Source organism: Oceanirhabdus seepicola, from assembly GCF_023684385.1.
Taxonomy (GTDB): Bacteria; Bacillota; Clostridia; order Clostridiales; family Clostridiaceae; genus Oceanirhabdus; species Oceanirhabdus seepicola.
Genome location: NZ_JAGSOJ010000003.1, coordinates 549,035 through 570,658 on the forward strand (window position 1 = coordinate 549,035; position 21,624 = coordinate 570,658).

Here is a 21,624-nt window from a genome sequence, read left to right on the forward strand (position 1 = left end):
TAGTATGTTTATATAATAGTATATATCAAATTAATCCATCTGAACAGAGGATATCTATGGGAATAAATATGATAAAATCAGAAAATCAATTCCTGACAAGATCCTTTTTCGCTAAGTGATATATGGGGTGTGAAATTTTTCAAATACGACGATATCCAAATAGCACGTATAATAATTACCTAATAAAAAAACTAAGACACAGCACTTCACATAATCCATTCTCAAGTTCATTCCTAATGTGAAAAGCTGTGTCTATTTATCTAAAAGGGTACTTTGGAAAACCATACATTATACATTAATAATCATTCAGTATATTTATCAATTTATAAATGTATTAAAATTACTTAAATAATTATAATATTGTTTAATTTATTAAAGTATAAATATTATAAAGCAATCTATTTAAGGATAATTTAATGAATTTAGGGTGGAATGAAATAAGAAAAAGAGCCATAAGATTTTCAACGGAATGGAAAGATGAAACTAGTGAAAATGCAGAAGCTAAGACATTTTGGAATGATTTTTTTAATGTTTTTGGAATAACTAGAAGAAGAATTGCTTCTTTTGAAAAGCCAGTAAAAAAGTTAGGGAATAAAAAAGGTTTTATTGATTTATTCTGGAAAGGGGTATTAATTGTTGAACATAAATCAAGAGGAAAAAATCTAGATAAAGCATATTCACAAGCTTTAGATTATTTTTATGGATTAAAAGAAGAAGAATTACCTAGATATGTATTAGTTTCTGATTTTAATAAATTCAGACTATATGATTTAGAAGAAAATATTATACAAGAATTTCTTCTTCAAGACTTTTTTAAAAATATTCACTTGTTCAGTTTTATGACAGGATATATTACTCAAAGGTATATAGATGAAGATCCAGTTAATATTAAAGCTGCTGAATTAATGAGAGATTTACATGATAGATTAAAAGAAAGTGGTTATACTGGACAAGCATTAGAGCGATTATTAGTAAGAATAATGTTTTGTTTATTTGCTGATGACACTGGAATTTTCAATAAAAATTTTTTCAAAGATTATATAGAAAGAAATACAAAGAAAGATGGAGAAGATTTAGGGTTGCATTTAACAATGATATTTCAAATACTGGATACATCAACTGAAAAGAGGCAAATAAATTTAGGTTATGAATTAAAAGAATTACCATATGTTAATGGTAAACTATTTAATCAAAAACTCCCTATTGCTTCATTTAATAGCGAAATGAGAAATTTATTATTAAAATGCTGTTATTTTAATTGGAGTAAGGTCTCCCCAGCTATATTTGGATCTATGTTTCAGCTAGTTATGGATGAAGAAAAAAGAAAAAATATAGGTGCGTTTTATACATCAGAAAAGAACATACTTAAAAGTATAAAGGATTTATTTCTTGATGATCTTTTTAATGAGTTCAAAAGAAACAAAAATAATCATAATAATTTAAAAAGAATGTTAAAAAAGATTAGGGAAATAAAAATCTTAGACCCAGCTTGTGGGTGTGGGAATTTTCTAGTTATTGCCTATAGAGAATTAAGACGATTAGAACTGGAAATATATAAGGAACTATACATAAATAATAAAAAGTATGTTCAAATGTCATTAGATATAAAGTTACTATATGAATGTATTGATGTAGATTCTATGTATGGCATTGAAGTAGAAGAGTTTCCAGCCAATGTTGCACAAGTTGCAATATGGCTAGTAGACCATCAGATGAATATGGAATTATCACAAGAATTTGGTGAGTATTTTGTAAGACTTCCTTTGAAAAAAGCGCCTAATATAATAAATGAAAATGCTTTAAATATAGACTGGGATAAGATTGTATCTAAGACGGAGTTAACATATATAGTCGGAAATCCACCTTTTATTGCAAAGAAGAATAGAACTATGAAACAAAACATAGAAATGGATATTGTATGTAATGGAATAAAGAACTATAAATTACTTGACTATGTTTGTTGTTGGTATATTAAGACTGCAGAGTTTATACAAAATACAAATATAAAGGTAGCTCTTATTTCAACAAATTCAATTACTCAAGGTGAGCAGGTAAGTATATTATGGAAGTATTTATTAGAGAAAGGTGTTACAATAGATTTCGCACATAGAACATTTAAATGGAGCAATGGAGCAGGCAAAGATGCTCAAGTATATGTTGTAATAATTGGATGCTCATGTGGTAATAGTTCTAATAAATTAATATATGATTATGAAACACCAATTTCAAATCCAATGAAGATAAAGGTAAAAAATATTAATCCATATCTTCTAGAACAAGAAAATTTAATAATTACAAATAGAACTAAGCCTATTTGTAACGTTCCTAGTATTACATTTGGTAATATGCCTAATGACAAGGGGAATTTTCTTTTTACAGATGAAGAGAAAAAAGAATTTCTTTTAAAAGAGCCTAGGGCAAAAAAGTTTTTTAAACCATTTATCAGTGCAAGAGAATTTTTGCATAATGAAAAACGATGGTGTTTGTGGTTAAAAGATGTTAAACCTTCAGAAATTAAGAAGATGGCTGAAGTTTATAATAGGATAAAGAACGTTAAAGAAATCAGATTAGCTAGTAAGAGAGTAGCTACAAGAAAATTAGCAGAGTATCCATATTTGTTTGGTGAAATTAGACAAAGTATTGGAAGTTATATATTAATACCAAGACATTCTTCAGAAATGAGAAAATATATTCCTATGGATTTTTTTACTGATGAATATATCGCAGGAGATTCATGTTGTATTATTCAAAATGCTACTTTATTTAATTTTGGGGTATTAATGTCTGAAATGCATATGGCATGGGTACGACAAATATGTGGAAGAATAAAAAGTGATTTTAGATATTCTAATAAACTAGTATATAATAATTTTCCATGGCCAGAAAATCCTAGTGACGAAAAAGTACTTGAAGTTGAAAGGTTAGTGAAGAAATTGTTTTTAGTTAGAAAAGAATATAAAAAACAATCTTTGGCACAATTATATGATCCACTTATAATACCTTATAAACTTAGCCAAGTTCATAAAGAACTAGATATTGCAGTTGATAGATGTTATAGACAGCATAAGTTTCTAAATGACTTTAAACGACTACAGTTGTTATTTGATTTGTATAAAAAGTATACTTCAGAGGATTAATAAATCTCAAATCAAGATAGATATAAGATAACAATAGCAAGGAAATAACTTCCTGTGTCTCCTAGGCTCCTGTGGTGTGAAATTTTTCAAACACAATAACTTACTCGTATCACTCATAATAGCCATCTAACAAAATATTAGACACAGCACTTCACACCATACACTCAGATGTTCATTCCTGGTGTGAAAAGCTGTGTCTTTTTATCTAAAAGGATACTTTGGACAACATTACCACCTACTTTCATTTATTAACCAAGAAAAGGTAAATGTATTCAACATCAAAGTACAATTAATTTCGTACGTAGAAGGTAAACTAGTCCAAAGGACAGCAACACCAGTAAGTAAATTTATTACAATATGTATTTGCTAACATTAGGGATATCTCTATTTTAATGTTTATTCTAACTGAAGCTGCTAACCAATAAAACTATAATGATGGCATCAGAAAAAAATAATTAAAAATGGAATAATGTATAGTAGGCTATGCTGTATAGTGTGGTCTATTTATTATAAATTAATAATGTATATTCTTAGAATAATAGATTCAAATAAATTCAAATGTGATGAGTTATATAAAAATGTAATAGGTTGTGTATTTAATACATCTAATGTAAAATATGGGTATAACAAAAACATAGAATTGAGATGAAATTTATTCAGTTTGCATATAATTATTCATTAGGAAGGTGGCGGTTTAGTGTCATTATTTAATTTATCTAATAAAAAACTAGAGTATGTAGAAGAGAAAAGTTTTAAACTAGAAAAAGACATCCAGGATATTTGTGAGAATAATTTAGAAGAAGTTTTTGATTTGAAATTTGTATCAACAGAATTTGCTATAGGTAATTTTAGAATAGATACCTTAGCATTTGATACTAAGTCAAATGCATTTGTAATTATAGAATATAAAAGAGATAAAAACTTTAGTGTTATAGATCAAGGGTATGCATATTTATCAACAATGTTAAATAATAAAGCAGATTTTATTTTAGAGTACAATGAAAATTGTAATAATGATTTAAAAAGAAAAGATATAGATTGGTCACAATCAAAAGTGATTTTTATAGCCCCATCATTTACAACTTATCAAAGAGAAGCTATAAATTTTAAAGATCTACCTATAGAATTATATGAAATAAAAAAATATGCTAATAATATGGTCAGCTTTAATGCTATTACAACAGCAGGTGCGAATGAATCAATAAGAACAATATCAAAAAATAATGAAGAAATTGAAAAGGTTAATAAAGAAATAAAGGTTTATACAGAAGATGCTCATTTAAATAATATACCAGATGAAATTATAGAATTATACGATAAGTTGAAATTTAATATATTGAATATTGCAGAAGATATCAAGATGAAACCTGCTAAGAGGTATATTGCATTTATAACAAAGAAGAATATTACCGATATTTGTATACAGAAAAAAGCTATTAAGATTTGGATTAATTTAAAAGAGGGAAAACTGGAAGATGCAAAGGGAATAACAAGAAACGTTTCAAATACGGGACACTGGGGAAATGGAGATTATGAAATTCAGATTAGCGATGACGATGATTTAGAATACATAATAAGTTTGATTAAGCAAAGTTATAAAATTAATAAGATGAGTGGTAAAAAAATATAAATTATGTGATATTTCAATAGTATTTTCAAGATTTTAAAATAGACTTTGATTTAAAGGGGTAAATGATGAAAGAGAGATTAAAGAGAAAAATAATACATTTAATAGAGAGTAAATCAGAAGGTGACTATTGGGATTTTAAACAAGAATGGCATAAAGACAATGAAAGACTTATACATGATATACTTTGCTTTACAAACACAGTACATGACAGAGATTGTTATTTAATTATTGGTGTATCTGATAAAGGGGAAGTAGTTGGTGTAAATGAAGAGGGAAGACTAAAGCAAGCAGGAATACTGGACTTACTCTCTAATACAGTATTTGCTGGCGATTTTACACCAGAAGTTATGGTAGATACAATAGAAATTGAAGATAAAGAAATAGATATTCTAATAATATTCAACTCATATACTGTACCATATTACTTAAAGAAAAAAAGTAAAAAGTATCAAAATTTAAGAGAGGGGTTTATTTACACAAGAGTTGGAGATAGAAATACTCCTATAAAGCAAAATGCAACTATACATCAGATAGAAATGCTTTGGAAGAAGAGGTTTGGATTAACTCAAGCACCGTTGGTACAGATAGTAAATAGATTAGAAAATAAGACAGAGTGGATTAGAAATGAGGGAACGTATTACAATATCTATAAGCCTGAATTTAGGTTAGTAGAAGAATATGATGATGAGAGAGGAAGAGGCCAATTTTATGTGTACTCTCAAGAAAATTCAAGCTTCAGTTATAAAGATTTAAGCATAATGTATAATCAAACAATCTTAAAAGATTTTCAACTAGTAGTACTAGATAGTGGTAGATTTGAGACACCGGTACCGGAATGGGGCTATGTAGTAAAGGAGAGAAGAGTTGGATGTTACAAATATACCTATAAATATTATCTAAAGAATAGCATTGAGTATAAACTACAACAATTTTTCTTTGATATATCAAATGAAGAAGAATTATATGCAAAAAACAACTTTGATGAAGTTATTCTATACTTTGATAATGAAGAAGAAAGACTAGAATTTGAATCCTACATAAAAAATAATCAGAACATAGTAGATTAATATTTAGAAGAAGCAATTAAACAGTACTTTCAAATAGAAACTAACAATAAAAAGGAACATCAGGTAGTAAAAGAGAGATTAGCAACAGGATTAGCTTTAAATAAGGCACTACGTGATTTTAGACAAATAAATGGTGACTATTTTAAAAGGGGTTTGAAATAAATGAATAAGCAGATGATGTTTAGCAATATAGAACAAGTAAAGAGTTGTAGAGAAAAGATAATAAGGATAACAAATGAAAAAGTAGAAGAATTAATAAGTAAAGGAACTGGAATAGAGTTCCTTAGGCAAGTAAAGTTCACTCAAAATGGCTATGACCCATTATTTGAAAAACCTTTAAATTTTATAGAACAAACTAATCAAACTTTCACATATTTAGTATCATTGTTAGCACTAGAGAGATTATTTGAACTTTACCCAAATAGCTCTTTTAGAGTTGATTTTGGGACAAGTTCAGGCTATGATATAGAATCAGAGGATGGAAGTATTATATGTGAATGTTTTTCAGCAACAGCACCAGATAGTAATCAAAAACTTAATAAAGATGTAGAAAGATTATTTAATAATCAATCAGCAACTAAAAAATATGTTATATATTATGCTGAAATACCTAAAGAAAAGCATGTTGATAATATAAGGAGTAAATATAAAGACATAGAAATAATTACTTTAAGTTCATTAAGTATATGATATAAGAACAAATAAGAAATTTAAGGGAGCTATCGTATAGTTATTTTATAAAATACTTAAGATGAAGTGAATTATCTTTTGAGTTTAGCAATTATGAACAGTAGGGAGAGAAAGTTATATTTTAGAGATGTTTTAAAATAATATTTAAATAGAATTAATCTTATATAAGGTATAAATTTGGAGGGGGAAGATGAGTAATTTAATTTTTTACATATTAAGTGAATATCAAGGGATTATTAGGGAGAAAGAAAACAAAGTAAATATTAAGCAGATGTGGCGAAAATTAAAAAGTGAAAAATTTATTGTTATTTTATTTATATTATTTTTATTATTATTAAGTTATCAATGGGTTATTGTAGTAACCAAAATTAACGAACGCCATATGTTATACACTTCAATTGTGTTAGTGATTTTAATGGTCGTTATTAATAAATTAATAGATAAGAGAGAGATGAGAGACGATAAATTATATTATGAAGAATATGAAAAATCACAGAAAAAATTTAAAGATATTTTAGAGACCAAGTACAATATAAAGACTCTAGAACAATTGGAGAAGTTAATTGGATATTGTGAGTATTATAGTGGAGAACTTAAATTAACAAATAAAATGGACAAAGTGATTAATAAGTTCATATTTCCTGTAATAACTTTTATAGGTGGTTTAATTTTATCAAAAGGAAAATTTAACAGTGAACAGCTACTGGGTTCAATGGTGGTGATAGTGGTATTAGTGCTTACAAGTTTTGGTGTTGTATGCATAGTAAAGCCAGTATTTCAGATTATATTTGAGTTCAAAAGTGAAAAATTTAGGTTGTTAAAGAATCGATTGAATGATTTATGTGTTAGATATTATGTAGGTTTAAGGAAGAGTGAGGAAAATAAAAATTAATGTTAAAAAAATAAATAATGGATAACATTATTTATTTTAATACAGAAATTCAATCAAGTGTAATCAAGAGGTTCAACAATGAGTGAATCTGAAGAGCAAACTCAGTCAGGTAAAAGATTCCACCGTCAAATTACCTCATAAGTTTGAACATTAGCAACCAGAAAATGAATTCCTAACGTCACCCATTTTCTGGAACGATGACAGGGGTGTAAAATTTGCCATATATGAGGTTATAAAAGTAATAAGAACTAATTATTTAGATCGATGAGATTATTGAAAATATTATAATGTATTCATTAAAACCAAGAGACACAGCACTTCACCCTATCCATTAACATTCCAGGTGTGAAAAGCTGTGTCTGAAAACTTATAAGGATACTTTGGACAACCTTACCACCTGCTTCTATTTTTAATCAAGAGATACCTCTTAATTCATAGATAGTGCTTAATACCAAAGAGAACTTTATTACATACGCAGAAGGTAAACTAGTCCAAAGGGCAGCAGCATCAGTAGAATTTTAACACAACATTGATTTGTTATTTTCATTAAACATTCATTTGAATTATCATTTCAACTGAAGCTGCTAAAGAAAATCCTAAAAGGACGCTTTGGACAATCTTTAAAAGAGCTTCGCAACTTTAAAACTTGTCCAAAGCAAAGAAATTAATCACCCCAGCCCCTCGAGGGGAAGGGCAAAAAGGAGCTTTTCTGCTTTCAGCAGAGAAGCTCCTTTTACTGCCATATTTATTTCAGTTGGAGTTCGTTGTTCTCTTTCTTATTTATCTTTTGAATCATTATGGAGTAATTCATTTTATGAAGAGAAGTTAATTAAATTATCAGTAATAGTTTAGTTATCATTTAATTTATATAGTTCTATTAGTATTTCTTGTATTAGTATAGGTAATAGTGTTATACCTGATATTTAAACCTATGGAAATCAATATCGCACCCTGAGGACAAGCAGATTCATTATGTAATTCTAAGCTTTAAGAGTTTTCCGATACTCTCCAACCTCTAAAAGCTAAGAATTTCTATAATTCATCCCAGCTTTTCCCATGGGTACCCGCTTGACAAGCCCTGGATGAATTAACTTTTCAATAAATAGATGTTATTGCTTTAACTTTAGTATTTGTAGGGCTAGTCCATTGATTTCATTAGGGTCACTTCCTCTGAGGTCAGCTAGGGTAGGGCTTTGAGGATCTTTTTACTATATTGAAGTTTTGGACAATCGCTTGTCCAAAGCCCAATGTATTTCATATCCCACCCGCCGCACACTGCTGGGGTCGCTTCTTTAGGGTCAGTTCTGGGTGGACTTGCTTCCAGTACAACCAATCATGGACTAGCTATTACTATATCTGTTCCATATTTGGGCACTGCAAGCAGGTCCACCCTAGGTGTTTTCATTCCAATAGTAATTTCAGTTAACAATTGTTTTAATTTATATACCAATAAAATGAGAATGCTTGTTTTCCTTAAATTGGTATAATACAATGAAATAAATGAAGTTAAATTTTATAATAAAATAATTGAAATTACATAAATTGATAGTTTCTAAAGAGTCAATTATTTTAATAAATTGGGGGGGGTTTATTATAGAACTTAAATTGAAAAACAATAAACAAACTATTGAGGAATTAGTGTTAAGAGCAAAAGAAGGGGAAGAAGAAGCTACAAAGATAATTATCGATAAATATACAGGATTTATTATTAAAGAAGCATCTAAATACAGAATTCCATCATATGAATTTGAGGATCTAGTGCAGCATGGGTATTTAACTGTTATAAAAAGTATAAAAATATATAAATCTAATTCGAGCTCATTTCATGGATACGTTATTAATGCTATAAAAAACAACATAGGAGATCTGCTAAGAGGCAATATCAAACACTACCGAGAAATACCAGATGAATCAATAGCACAGAAGGACTCAGGTGATTATAGTTTTACAATAGAAGATCAGATAATTGCATATGATGAAGCAAAAAAGCTATATGAAGCACTGGATAAACTATCAGAAGAGGAGAGAGATATAATTAAAGAATTTTATTTCAATGAAAGAAACATGAGAGAATATGCGGATACCAACAATATTAAATACCATACTTTAATGCAAAGAAAGAGAAAAACCTTAAGAAAACTAGAACAAATTCTAAATACTAATGAAAAATCAAACAAGATTACATATATATAATTGAATGTATTTATCCAATTACTATAACGGTTAGGAGGTACCACTATGTACGAAGAACTTGTTAAACTAACTAGTACAGTGGGATTCCCAATAGCAGTATGTATATATTTACTCGTTCGATTTGAGAGAAAAATTGAAGCGCTCAATAAATCCATATCAGACCTGACAGTAGTTATAACTACCGTTGTAGGAAACCAAAGTAAGTAGGCAGCCATATGGCTGTCTATTTATTTGAATTTTTTTATCCAAAAGGTATAGATATTACATATATACATATGAAAACACATGAAAGGAGTGATAATCATGGCAGTAACAAACACAAGAGTAGATAGTGATTTAATAGTAACTGTTAAGGTAGGTACAAAGCCATCAGGAGCTGATGACTTAAGAAACTTTAAGTTTGCAAAGCTTAAAATTGATGCAACCGATGAAGCAGTTTATGCAGTAGGTGCTAAAATAGCATCTGTATTACCTTATCAATTAAAGGCAGTACAGAGAGTAAATGATAACATGTTAATCAGCGAGTAATACAAAAGATAATGGTAAAGTGAACGCTAATGAAAGGTATATTTAATATACCTAATAAAAATTATGGAAGGAGAGAAAAGATATGAAAAAGTTAAGTATGAAGTTTGTAACATCTGGTGATGAAGTAGCTACTTTAACTGTCAATGAAGTCAGGGAAGATATTAGCGATGCAGAAGTAAACTCTCTTATGGATGAGATCATAACTCAGGATGCACTTTATTCTAGCAGCGGATCTTTGAAGAAGAAAAAGGGAGCTAAGATTATAGATGTAACTGAAACAGAAGTAGAGGTACTGTAATGATAACAATCCAGTAGTTTTGTGAACTGCTGGATTGATTTATGTTGTAAAATGATTATTGTGCATTAATGATTATAATATAGAAGGAACTGGAGTCATGTCAATTATGTGTCCAATTCAGAAGTTTAAAGTGTCATATTAATATTGTACTTGGAGTGAGATTTGCATGCGAGCAGTCCCAAAAAAAGAGCATTTGACAATGCTCTTTATTTTTTATTACTACCACAGGTCGTTTAAACTTTTAGCACTAGATAATTTTTCAAAATTAGTATACTTTCTTCCACGCATTGTAACACTTCTATTTTTGTAAGGTATATGCTCTGGTAGTTCTACTGGTGCAGATTTGAAATTTATCTTATATTTATTAGTATCGTTATACCTAACGATGTCCTTAACTTCTGCGTAGTGTGTTATTGCCTTTATTGGAGAGTTCTGATAGCTCGCAATATAGCGAATATTGTTAATTTTATCATCTGCGATACTTACTGAATACCAACAGTTTTGCCCCATAAATACAGCGGCATGATTTATGTCAGACATTGGTACAACTATTGTATCTATTTTATCACTATCTCTGATATCCTTTACACCAAAAGTGTTTACGTCATAAATCTTAAGGAGCTTTTTTATTACGTCCATCTCATCTTTATCAAAGGGACTTGTTCCCTCAGTACCCTCTATTATCAGTTGTTCAATTAGATTTTCAGCGGGCATATCCCAGTATTCTGCAAATCCCTTTAATGTCTTTAATAAATTTCTATCAAGATGTATCTTTATTTCAACACGATCACCATAAGCCTCATCATCTTCAGATGAATCACTGCTACCATTCAGCTCATTTACATCTTCGTCTTCAATAATGTATTCATCATACCCTGTAGCATGTAGGAAGCTATTTGCGGTGTCCACTGTAAATCCTTCATCCACCTTTGACATGGCCGATAAATACATAGGTGATATCGAAAACACCAAGCTCGTAGCTATTGTCATCCTAACGCTTATTGACCCTGTACTCCTTGCAGCTGAAAATGCCTTTGTATCCGTATATCCGCCGAGCGCGACAGCCTTATTCTTCTGTTTATTACTAGCAGTTTTCCACACCGAATTTAACACCTTTCTAGTCTGGTCTTTGTCATGTGAAATGTTTTGTGAGTTCATAGTCTTAATTTGTTCTACTGTAAGCATATTTTATTTCCTCCTTCTTAGAGTTATTAATATATGAATTATACTTCCCATATATTCTAATGTAATTCTATTATATTACGTGTTTTCAATAAGTTCAAGTATTATTAGAATATTTTATTGTGTTTTTTACATTTGCCACTTATTCATTAGAAGGTAAATGTATTACATTCGATTATTATAACCACAATTAGAATATACATGTAACAAAAGACTGTGAATATCATAAAGGTACTTACTGCCTTTTACTACCTCACGGATTTGCCCAGGTACTGATGTGCTCAGTGGTTCAGTACGTAGTCTTCCTCAAAATCTTTTCTGTTAGCTCCATACCTCGGAAATTTGATACTTCCACACCATACCTTCCTAGCGTTTTTATATTTTTTTGTGATAGCCAATCTTCTCATACCATAGTTGTTATACCACCGTTTTTTAATACAATGTATTCCGATTTGGATATTTCTTTATTTTCTAATCATCTGTTCAGGTTTAGCGCTCGCTCGCGTTCATTTTCTTACCAGGATTAGCTCGTTTTTTCTAATTATACTAATAAAGTCATTCAGATAGTAATAGCAATATTAATATTGTATTGAACTCCAAGTTTTTCAATGCTTTCATACAAAAAAACACCGTCATTTTTGGTACGGTTTACCGTATTATATTCTAAATCTTAATAATTTGCTCGATTTTAGATATCCTTAAGTAGTCTATGCTATGTTTTATTGCTAAAGTCAAAAGCTCATATTCTTTCAGTAGTTATTTCACTATATATCATTAATAATTATGAAATGGAAAATTTGTATATAAAAGACATAAAAGAAGTGACCCAAATGAAATCAATGGACTAGCTCTTTCAATTTATTGTTTTAGAAGTAATTCATATAATGGTGTTTTTTTGTAGCTTAAATTATCATCTCCAGGGCTAGTCAAGCGGGTATCCAGTGGAAAGGCTTTGATGAAAGCTAGAGATTCTACCATAGGATAGGTTGTAGAGAAACGGAAAACTATCCTATGGTAGAACCTCTTCTTGCAATCTGCCTGTACATAGGGTGCGATATTGATTTTCTGAAGATGAATTTAAAGATATAGGTATCGCAATAGGGATAAGAGGAACATAGTATCTATGAATAATAAGAGGGGAATGAAATTTTGTAATAAATAATAATGAGTTATGAAGTTGTTATGTTTTTAAATGAAAATGAATTAGGGGAGACTTTATAGAAATATTTATTGAATTTGAAAGAAATATTTAACTGTAAAAATATTAGGGGTGGGGAGTGGTAAAAGCATGTCTACTTTTCAATAGACATGCTTTTACCACTCCCCATATAAATTACTTTGGACTCGTTTTAAGGGTGTGAGGAACGAACATGGTTAAAGGTTGTCCCAAATTTCCTTATAAGATTTGCAGTCTTAAAGGTAGAGGTTTTCTACTTTTAAGAAGGGCATGGGTGGGGTGGAGTTTTGTTGTGGGTGGATTTGTGGATGGGGGATTTGGTTTTATTGGTGGAATTATAAAAGTATATTGGGTGGAACAGGTGATAAAAAGATGAAAGTGGAGTGATTATTGTTAGGGGATGAGGAGGAGTTTGGGTTTGGACAAGTTCATCTGCTGCAGAATTATATGTTGGTGAAGAGTGGTTATGAGGTTTTCTTTATTAGGATATTCGAATGAGAAATTACGCAGCTGTTGAGTTTGTTCAAATTTTCCTTATTGTGAAATTGATTGGGAAGATTAAAGTTTTTGGTGAGGTGAATATTATGTTGTGAGTAGGTGTTTAATTACTTGATATATGATGAGATTAATCTTACTTATGAATTTCAGAAAAGTATTTATTGTAGAAAAGAAGATTAATATTTATTTTAGAAATCATTCAGGCATAGCTAGCAGTTTCTTCATCAATGGCGTGAGATAAAAAATTCAGATTAGGTACTTTAAAGAGAAATGTTAATGATAGTACTTGTTAGCATATGACATAATGAATTAAAAAGTAGGCATAATCAAGGACAGTTTGAATTAATTGAGTTTGCTACATGTGATTCCAGTCGATAGTACTTATATCGAAAAATTATCTAATATTAGTAGGTATGTAGTATAACGGAATACAATGGAAATTTCAAGAATAATATGGTAAAATAACGTATTTTTATGTATAATTACAGTATTATATATATTATTATATAATAAATTTATAAAAATTTTCAGATTTTGTATTAGATAGACAATATATTCAAGATTACTTCAAAGAGAAGTTGTTAATAAAAAGGATTTTGTAAAATTATTTATGGTTAATGACAAAACTATTTAGAGAAATTTAGAAGACGTTAGAGCTTATTTTTGTAAAATAGAGAATGGTACAAACTATTACCTTTAGTTTATTATATATATGATGTTACAAATAACTTGAAAAAGGGCTATTAAAGCTATTTTCCCTAAAGGTAGAGCTTTATGGTTGGAGCTTAAAAAGCAACTTAAGTTATATTTGTTTATTTTTATTGAATGTTATTATTAAGATGAAAAAATATATGCAATGGAGGATAATAAAGATGATAACGAATGATTATAAGAAAATTAAGCAAGCAGTTTTAGGTTTATACAATGAGTTTGAAAAAGTTGTTGCAAAGAATAATAAACAAGTAAATAAAAGTATTGTAAAGCAAGTAAAAGATATAAAGAATGAACAATTCAAATTGATGATTGTAGGTGAGGCGAAAAGTGGTAAGTCTACTTTTATTAATGCTTACTTAGGGAAAAAAATACTTCCGATGCATGAACAGCAGTGTACTAGTTCAATTATTAAAATTTATTGTGATGAAAAGTATGAGTTAGTTGCAACTAATGCAGGGAAGGGAAGAACAACAATACGTGGGGATAAAGCGATTAAGGAATTTTTAAAGAATCATGCTGCATTAAAAGAAGAATATAGATGTATTCCAGTTACCTCAATTAATAATGAATTATTAATAAAATATAAAGGTAAACCCCAAAACAGAACAATTAAGGAGTTTATAAGTGCCGTAGCTAAGGATAATATTTATAATTTGACAACAGAAGAATATGATGAATTGATTAAAAAGTATATCCGGGAAAATAGTGAAAATTGGAAAAAAATAATAACAGAAATAGAAATCAAGTATCCTTTATCAGAAGATATGAAAGGCATTGTTCTCATAGATAGTCCAGGGGTAAATGCTGATGGTAATGTAGGGGTCGTAGCAGAAGAATATATGGAAAATGCAAATGCTGTTATTTTTGTTAAGTCCTTATATGGACAAGCTATCGAATCATCATCTTTTACAAACTTTCTGAAATCACAGAGTGCAAATAGGCATAAGGAGACTATGTTTTTGGTGCTTACTGGGACATCTAATATTACTAAGGTGGGGGTAGCAAATCTAAAAGCCCAAGCCGTTGATATGTATGGTAAGACAATATCAGAGAATAAAATAATATGTGTTGATAGTAAAGTGCAATTATTTCTGAATAAATGTAAGGAATTAGGTAGAGAGGATTTAGTTGATCGTTATTTTGTAGATTTAAAAAAACAAGATAAATCATTTGCACCAGCAAGACTATGTTGGCTTGAGACAGGAAAAGATTTTGAAGAATTTGAAAATGAAATGGAAAAATTATCAGATTTCGTAAAAGTGCATGAGGCAATTGAAAAATTTGCACGTAAGGCTAATTATTTACTCTTATTATCATTTTTAGATAATTTAAAAGCAGAATATAAGAAATACCTCGGTTTCCTTGAAAGTCAAATACAGTTACTTAAAGAATCAGTGGATGATCCAAAAGAACTTAAAAAAAAGATTTCAGAAAAGATAGAAGAAATTGAAAATATTCATGTCAAAATCTCAGAAGGTATTCAGGACATTCAGTCAAAATATGAGGATAATTTGAATTGTGAGGGCATAATTGTAAATACAGTTGAAGAAAAAAGAAAAGAGTATGAGAGGAAACTTGAAAGTTTTTTGCAGATGTCAGATGAAGAAGTTACTGATAATGATTTTAAACAATTAGAATTGTTAACATTTAATATGATTGAAGAAGTTAAAGATTTACGAAAAAAATTAGGAGAACAGATTATTGCAGAGTGTAATGAAAAATTAATACAGATGGCCAATGGTATGGAAGATATCCCAGTTGAAGCTTTTAGTCCTAATTTTACACAGGGTGATTTTGAAGACATTAAAAATGAAACCTATAATAATGCAGATGAAACAAGGGATATTGAAGAAGGTATAACTTTTAAAACAACTAGAAAGGTTTCTGTTCACTCCAGATCAAAACATTTAAGACTAGTTGCTAATAGTATTTCAAACAGATTTGAGGCGATTACTGATACATTGAAAATGAATTTACTAAATTACACAGCATGTTGTTTTCAAAAATACAGGGAAAAGTTAGAAGAAAATAAGGTGGAGCTTGAATCAGACTATAATTCATTACTTGAAAAAAAGGCCACTGCTGAGTCAATTCTGGAAACTATTAAGGAGTATGAATCAAGAAGTAAAGATATAAAGGAAAACTTAGATAGTTTAAAACTACTAAAAAAAGGAGTGGAAAATCATGTTAACTAATAGAGATGCACTGGAAAAGAGTATAGATAAAGCAATTAATGGTATTCAAGAGAAAGCTAATACAATTTCATTAGAGGAAAGTGATTGTAAAGTAGTTCTTGACAAGATATGTAATTATACAGCACAGAAATTGACAATAGAGAGTAAAACAATTTTGGCTAGTATCTATACCAATTTATCACAGCAGACATTGAAAGTAGATATATTTCAAAATTCGAAGAATGCATCAGCTTTTTATAGTAGAGATATCAGATCTGAGTTAAGTAAAAAGTTTACCTTTGAAGTGCCAAAGGAAATTAATTATAAAGAAGCAAAAGATACAATCAAAGCACTTGAAGTGTCAGGAGCAATTATTATAGTAGGTTCAGTTGTGTCTTTTAATATGAAAATGATTATACCAGTAGCGATTTCTGTAATAATAGCAGGGATAATGGGATTTGTTATTAGTAATAAATCATCAATTGGAAGCAAAGAAAAATGTTCAGAGGTCATTGATAAGTATTTAATAGAAGTAAAGCGACAGATGATGGTATGGATTGATGACATTGTTAAATACTACGATAACTGCGTTGAAGAAGTAAAGAAGAATTTATAGGAGGTCTTTATTAATGGAGAACAGCCAAAATGAAATTGTAGATATTGAAGCCTTAAAAGCACCAGATCCAATGACCTCTTTTTCTGAAGATGTAAATATTATTTGTACAGAGACAAATAGATTAGTAAATCAATTTTATCCCTGCTATTCATATGATAGAGATACAACTTTAAAATGTGCAATGGAATCAAATTCTTTAGCAGTTTTAAATACTATAACATTTTATAGAATTGCAGAGTGTACAATTGATAATGTTGAGGATTTGATGGAGTATTTTACAGATAAGATGCAAAAATTATTGATGACGATATATTCAATTAATGCAATTGTTTGTTATGGAATAGTTGGCTATAAGGGAAAGAACTCATTGGTGATAGGAGTTAAATCAGTAAATGATGACAATGTAACTAAAAAAATTATTGAGGGTCTTTTACCAGGGATGAAATTAAATAATTTTAGTGGTAGTTTTGAAAACAGTCCAAATCTTAATGATAAATATTTAGGCATAATAAACGGGACTCCAGCACATAAAATTGATGGGCAAGCTCTCAAAAAAAATTTATCAACGATAATGAAGAGTTTAAATGGTGAGAACTATACACTATTAATAATGAGTAAACCAGTTTCACAAAACGACATTCAAAATCGTATTGGTACAGCTATTGATATTAGGGATCGTTGTGCAGCAATTTCTAAAAGAAATGTTATTAGGCAATATAGCGAAAGTAATTCTGAGACAGAAACCCATGGAAATTCTAATACTAATTCAACAAGCAATACTCAAGGAAAAGGTACGTCTAGAACTAATGGATTTAATGTCAACTTAGGAATTCCAGGGATGTTAATTGGAGCAAAAATGGGTACGATTGCAGGGTCTGGAATTCCAATTGCAGGAAATATTATAGGTGCAGTTGGTGGAGGAATTGTTGGATTGATTGTTGGTATGCAATTGAATTCAAATCATAGCAAAACACATTCTAAAAACACAAGTAATACAACAGGAAAAGCTATTACTGAAAGTTATAGTAAAGCAATATCAAAATCTATAACTAATGGTGGATCGGTAGCGTTAGATATTCAAAATGGATATGCGCTAGAGCTTATGCAGTTAGCTGAGAATGCAAAAGATAGATTGAAAATTGGTAGTAATATAGGCTTGTGGGAAACTACTATCAGTTACTCAGCTGATTCAAGTATAGCAAGAGATATAATACAAGGGTGTATGTATAGTGAAATTGCATCGGCACAAAAAGAAGTATTACCTCCTTCTTGTATTGCTACGACATCAAGTGAATTGAGTATGGTTAAGGGAGAGAATAATGTACAGGGAATTCAACATTTAATTATTCCTAAAGGTTTTTTTGAAACATCAGATTATATAAATAGCCCATTAAGTAGTTTTATAAATACAGAAGAGTTAAGTGGAGTATGTACAATACCAATTGAGAATGTTCCAGGTTTTGAAATTAAGAAGTCAAAATCATATCCATTAGTAAGTAGCATAGCAACAGAGTCGAATACAGTTCAATTAGGTAATGTATGTGAATATGAGAGAGAATTAGAAAATCTTCAATTTATGCTTTCGGCAAGTGAACTGAATAAGCACACTTTCGTGTGTGGTATAACTGGAAGTGGAAAGACTAACACAGTAAAACACATTTTAAGAAATAGCAATAAACCTTTCCTTGTTATCGAACCAGTAAAAAAAGAATACAGAAATATTGAAGTTAATGGGGTAGCACCAACTGTGTATACACTTGGTAAACCAGAGCTAAATAGTTTGAGGATAAATCCATTTTATATTCTGCCAGGAGTTAGTCCACAACAGCATATAGATTTTTTAAAAGACCTATTTAATGCATCATTTTCATTTTATGGGCCTATGCCTTATATTGTTGAAAAGTGTTTGCATAATATTTATATCAAAAAGGGATGGAATTTAACTTTGGGATATCATCCATATTTGGTAAATAGAAAAAGTTTATCTGAATTTTTTAATTCTGATAAGATTATGGCTCAGTATGAAAAAGATGCTCATAGATATCTCTTTCCTACAATGCAGGATCTCAAAGACGAGGTAGACCATTATATCCAATATGAGATGGAATATGATGGTGAAATTAGAGGGAATATTAAAAGTGCAATTAAAGCAAGAATTGATAGCTTATGTGTTGGTGCAAAAGGCTATATGTTTAATACCTATGAAACAGTAGACTTTGAAAAAATTCTTAATACTAATTGTGTAATGGAATTGGAAGGTTTAGCAGATGATGCTGACAAGGCATTTGCTTTAGGTCTATTAATTATTGTAATTACAGAACATAGGCAAATTTTTAAAGAAATATCTAACGAGAATAAATTAGAATTAAAGCATTTGTTGGTAATAGAAGAGGCACACAGGCTTCTTAAAAATATTGCAACTGAAAGAAATAGTGAGACACTAGGGAATCCAAAAGGTAAGGCAGTTGAGCATTTCACTAACATGGTTGCTGAAATGAGATCTTATGGGCAGGGTGTAATAGTCGCAGAACAGATACCTAGCAAACTTTCTCCAGATGTCATAAAAAATTCCTCAAATAAAATAATACATAGAGTAATAGCAAAAGATGACCAAGAACTAATTGCAAATATGATTGGAATTTCAAGTGAAGATGCTATTTATATAGGGAACAGCTTGACTGGATATGCATTATGCCACAAGGAAGGGATGAATTTACCTGTGCAGGTTAAAATACCGGAAGTTGGAAAGGGGAATATTTCTGATGAGGTTCTTTATAGAGAAAACTTAGAGGCAAAAGTGTTGAGAATTAATAAAAGTATAATCAGTTCGAGTATACCAAAGGATATAACTGCGATTGCAGTTAAGTTATTCAATTCAATTCTTCTGTACTCAGATGAGTTAATTCTTAGTGCTTGTATTGAAGTAATGGGCAAAGAAATAAAGCAGAAGTTGCGACAGGCTCATACGTCAATAATTCCAGTAGTTGATTTTGATGAAACAATAGTTTCTCTTTTGACAGATGAGATAATAGCAGTAATGACAAACGGTGCATATGGAAAAAATGTGTTGGTAGATAATATTTTTAGAGAAGAAATTCAGCATGTATTAAGGCAAAGTAGAGTACAGTCTTTCGAGAATTTAAAAAAGAAACTTGAAGAATTATTTAAAAAGTCATCTTCTGATGTTGTTGAAGATTTAATTGTAGAGATGGTGTTAGAAGCATTTATAAAAGGAGAAAATGTAGAACAATCAGTCAACTCCTACTTAGTGAAACCAGATAATAATGTATATGAGCGAGTATTGAAGAAGCTATATCAGAGGAGGTGTGAATATGGCGATTATGGAAATAGCTAAAGTTACAGTAGGAGCTATTGAAAAAGCAGCTGAGGTTACGAAAAATACAGTTGAAGTAGTAGCAAAAACAAGTGAAAAGTGTGTAGAGCTAGGAAAAAAAGGATTAGACGGAGTAGTAAAAGGCTCAGGAAGTTTGTTAGAAAATATAGATGTTATTAAGAATAAGTCCTTATCTGAGATACGTTTGCTAAATAATGATTTATTACAAAAGTTAGTCAATGATTTATCTGAATCAGTTCAAGAAGCAACAGAAGTAGTTGATAAATCAAGAGAAGGTCTCACGGAAAAGGAACGTAAAAAAATCAAGGAAGAAACTGGATGGTCTGATGAAATAGTTAACAATATTGATTCGTGGGAACAATATGAAATATATAAGGATGCAGAACTTCAAGAAGGGGAAATAAATGGGAGAAAGTGTTTATTAAAAGATATTGACTTAGATTATGTTGATGAAAAAACAGGAAAAACTAATCTTGAACTTATGGAGCAAGGTAGATCGCCTATTGACTCTAAAACAGGTGAGAAAATTGAACTGCATCATATGGGACAACAATTTGATGGACCTTTTGTTGAACTTGCTGAGAATAGTGAGCATGGAGGAAGTAAACACTCAATCCTACATCCAAATCGTGAAGGTAGTTTCAGGAATGATCCAGAACTAGTTAAGCAATATAATAGAGAAAGGGCAGCTCATTGGAAATCGAGAGTTTAAGGAGGATGTTAACTATGGCTGATTTAAAAAAGTTTATTAAAGAAAACGAGGTAGAATTTTGTGCTAGTTTAATTGATAAAAAGATGTTGGGTGATACTCAAAAGGAAATTGGAGTTAAAATTGGTAACCTACTTTCAGAGTATATACTACACTATGGGTATTTAGCATATGATTACGTAGAATTTTATGGAGTGAATGCTCGACAGGGTATGGAGTCAGATATGATTAAACAGACAAAATATCTACATGAAAATTTTCCATGCACAAAACCTTTTATAGCATTAGAAAATAGAGGTGATGGTGATTATATATTGATAGATAGTAATGATAGTGTATATGAGTTTATTCCATCTATGAATAATGAAATGAGGACAATGGATTGTAATTTGTTTGATTATATCTATGATAGATTCACGAACTGCTAAATAAAATTTTAAGGGATTATTGGAACTTAAAGTTCCAATAATCCCATTTATATAGAAAGAGAGTTATCAATGATTGATGGTAAGTAATCACTAACGTAGCAGTCCTTATCTAAAGGTTCACCAAGTACCTCTTGAGTGTAAAGTTTTCCAGAAGTAGTATTTAAATAAATAAACTCAATTTATAGAAAAGATAAAGGAGTATGAATAAACCATATATGTTGATTGCATAATTAGTGTATGTAATAAAATGGTATCGTAAATGTGATTATCGCAATTCTGTCACTCATAGAAAAATTATTATGAAATTTGATAGAATAAATATGGATATAAGAAGAT

General features: G+C 29.9%; 16 protein-coding genes. 15 read left to right on the plus strand and 1 reads right to left on the minus strand.

Annotated features, from left to right (window positions below; translation table 11 throughout):
- Positions 1-416 precede the first annotated feature (416 nt).
- The 9 genes from KDK92_RS16350 (at position 417) to KDK92_RS16390 (ending at position 10,435) form a co-directional block, all read left to right on the plus strand.
- Positions 417-3,137 carry a class I SAM-dependent DNA methyltransferase gene (locus KDK92_RS16350; protein ID WP_250860415.1) on the plus strand — a complete coding sequence of 907 codons (2,721 nt, stop codon included), beginning with the start codon at positions 417-419 and terminating at the stop codon, positions 3,135-3,137.
- Between the two features lie 697 nt (positions 3,138-3,834).
- Entirely contained in the window at positions 3,835-4,767 is a 933-nt protein-coding gene (locus KDK92_RS24835; protein ID WP_250860416.1) for a DUF5655 domain-containing protein, read from the plus strand.
- Between the two features lie 65 nt (positions 4,768-4,832).
- Complete coding sequence (locus tag KDK92_RS16360; RefSeq protein WP_250860417.1) at positions 4,833-5,834, plus strand: ATP-binding protein; 1,002 nt, start codon at positions 4,833-4,835, stop codon at positions 5,832-5,834.
- Positions 5,835-5,996: 162 nt separating this feature from the next.
- Positions 5,997-6,524: a hypothetical protein gene (locus tag KDK92_RS16365; protein WP_250860418.1), complete on the plus strand. Its 528-nt coding sequence runs from the start codon at positions 5,997-5,999 to the stop codon at positions 6,522-6,524.
- A 190-nt stretch (positions 6,525-6,714) separates the two neighbouring features.
- A complete protein-coding gene (locus KDK92_RS16370) occupies positions 6,715-7,416 on the plus strand; it encodes a hypothetical protein (RefSeq protein WP_250860419.1) in 702 nt (233 codons plus the stop codon).
- Between the two features lie 1,605 nt (positions 7,417-9,021).
- On the plus strand, positions 9,022-9,609 hold the full coding sequence (locus tag KDK92_RS16375) for a sigma-70 family RNA polymerase sigma factor (RefSeq protein WP_250860420.1): 588 nt from the start codon (positions 9,022-9,024) through the stop codon (positions 9,607-9,609).
- 45 nt (positions 9,610-9,654) lie between these two features.
- Entirely contained in the window at positions 9,655-9,816 is a 162-nt protein-coding gene (locus KDK92_RS16380) for a YvrJ family protein (RefSeq protein WP_250860421.1), read from the plus strand.
- A 96-nt stretch (positions 9,817-9,912) separates the two neighbouring features.
- Entirely contained in the window at positions 9,913-10,137 is a 225-nt protein-coding gene (locus KDK92_RS16385) for a DUF1659 domain-containing protein (protein ID WP_250860422.1), read from the plus strand.
- An 82-nt stretch (positions 10,138-10,219) separates the two neighbouring features.
- Entirely contained in the window at positions 10,220-10,435 is a 216-nt protein-coding gene (locus tag KDK92_RS16390) for a DUF2922 domain-containing protein (RefSeq protein ID WP_250860423.1), read from the plus strand.
- Positions 10,436-10,654: 219 nt separating this feature from the next.
- Here KDK92_RS16390 and KDK92_RS16395 read toward each other — a convergent pair whose 3' ends face one another.
- On the minus strand, positions 10,655-11,620 hold the full coding sequence (locus tag KDK92_RS16395; RefSeq protein ID WP_250860424.1) for a hypothetical protein: 966 nt from the start codon (positions 11,618-11,620) through the stop codon (positions 10,655-10,657).
- A gap of 1,367 nt (positions 11,621-12,987) precedes the next feature.
- Here KDK92_RS16395 and KDK92_RS16400 point away from each other — a divergent pair.
- The 6 genes from KDK92_RS16400 to KDK92_RS16425 all read left to right on the plus strand — a co-directional run bounded on the left by KDK92_RS16400 (position 12,988) and on the right by KDK92_RS16425 (position 21,288).
- Positions 12,988-13,170 (plus strand): hypothetical protein, encoded by a 183-nt coding sequence (locus tag KDK92_RS16400; protein WP_250860425.1) that lies wholly within the window; start codon positions 12,988-12,990, stop codon positions 13,168-13,170.
- A 994-nt stretch (positions 13,171-14,164) separates the two neighbouring features.
- A complete protein-coding gene (locus tag KDK92_RS16405; protein WP_250860426.1) occupies positions 14,165-16,201 on the plus strand; it encodes a dynamin family protein in 2,037 nt (678 codons plus the stop codon).
- A complete protein-coding gene (locus KDK92_RS16410; protein WP_250860427.1) occupies positions 16,191-16,796 on the plus strand; it encodes a hypothetical protein in 606 nt (201 codons plus the stop codon). The genes KDK92_RS16405 and KDK92_RS16410 overlap by 11 nt, the downstream gene beginning before the upstream one ends.
- 13 nt (positions 16,797-16,809) lie before the next feature.
- Positions 16,810-20,151, plus strand: a complete 3,342-nt coding sequence (locus KDK92_RS16415) for an ATP-binding protein (protein ID WP_250860428.1) — start codon at positions 16,810-16,812, stop codon at positions 20,149-20,151.
- Positions 20,129-20,863 (plus strand): HNH/ENDO VII family nuclease, encoded by a 735-nt coding sequence (locus tag KDK92_RS16420; protein ID WP_250860429.1) that lies wholly within the window; start codon positions 20,129-20,131, stop codon positions 20,861-20,863. The genes KDK92_RS16415 and KDK92_RS16420 overlap by 23 nt, the downstream gene beginning before the upstream one ends.
- 14 nt (positions 20,864-20,877) lie before the next feature.
- Positions 20,878-21,288 carry an SMI1/KNR4 family protein gene (locus KDK92_RS16425; RefSeq protein ID WP_250860430.1) on the plus strand — a complete coding sequence of 137 codons (411 nt, stop codon included), beginning with the start codon at positions 20,878-20,880 and terminating at the stop codon, positions 21,286-21,288.
- Positions 21,289-21,624: the final 336 nt, after the last annotated feature.

Excerpts from the sequence above, each read along its gene's own strand:
- KDK92_RS16350 (WP_250860415.1), top strand. The coding sequence starts at position 417 with ATGAATTTAGGGTGGAATGAAATAAGAAAAAGAGCCATAAGATTTTCA.
- KDK92_RS16360 (WP_250860417.1), top strand. The coding sequence starts at position 4,833 with ATGAAAGAGAGATTAAAGAGAAAAATAATACATTTAATAGAGAGTAAA.
- KDK92_RS16380 (WP_250860421.1), top strand. The coding sequence starts at position 9,655 with ATGTACGAAGAACTTGTTAAACTAACTAGTACAGTGGGATTCCCAATA.
- KDK92_RS16420 (WP_250860429.1), top strand. The coding sequence starts at position 20,129 with ATGGCGATTATGGAAATAGCTAAAGTTACAGTAGGAGCTATTGAAAAA.
- KDK92_RS16405 (WP_250860426.1), top strand. The coding sequence starts at position 14,165 with ATGATAACGAATGATTATAAGAAAATTAAGCAAGCAGTTTTAGGTTTA.
- KDK92_RS16425 (WP_250860430.1), top strand. The coding sequence starts at position 20,878 with ATGGCTGATTTAAAAAAGTTTATTAAAGAAAACGAGGTAGAATTTTGT.
- KDK92_RS16400 (WP_250860425.1), top strand. The coding sequence starts at position 12,988 with ATGGTTAAAGGTTGTCCCAAATTTCCTTATAAGATTTGCAGTCTTAAA.
- KDK92_RS16390 (WP_250860423.1), top strand. The coding sequence starts at position 10,220 with ATGAAAAAGTTAAGTATGAAGTTTGTAACATCTGGTGATGAAGTAGCT.
- KDK92_RS16385 (WP_250860422.1), top strand. The coding sequence starts at position 9,913 with ATGGCAGTAACAAACACAAGAGTAGATAGTGATTTAATAGTAACTGTT.
- KDK92_RS16415 (WP_250860428.1), top strand. The coding sequence starts at position 16,810 with ATGGAGAACAGCCAAAATGAAATTGTAGATATTGAAGCCTTAAAAGCA.
- KDK92_RS16395 (WP_250860424.1), bottom strand. The coding sequence starts at position 11,620 with ATGCTTACAGTAGAACAAATTAAGACTATGAACTCACAAAACATTTCA.
- KDK92_RS16370 (WP_250860419.1), top strand. The coding sequence starts at position 6,715 with ATGAGTAATTTAATTTTTTACATATTAAGTGAATATCAAGGGATTATT.
- KDK92_RS16410 (WP_250860427.1), top strand. The coding sequence starts at position 16,191 with ATGTTAACTAATAGAGATGCACTGGAAAAGAGTATAGATAAAGCAATT.
- KDK92_RS16365 (WP_250860418.1), top strand. The coding sequence starts at position 5,997 with ATGAATAAGCAGATGATGTTTAGCAATATAGAACAAGTAAAGAGTTGT.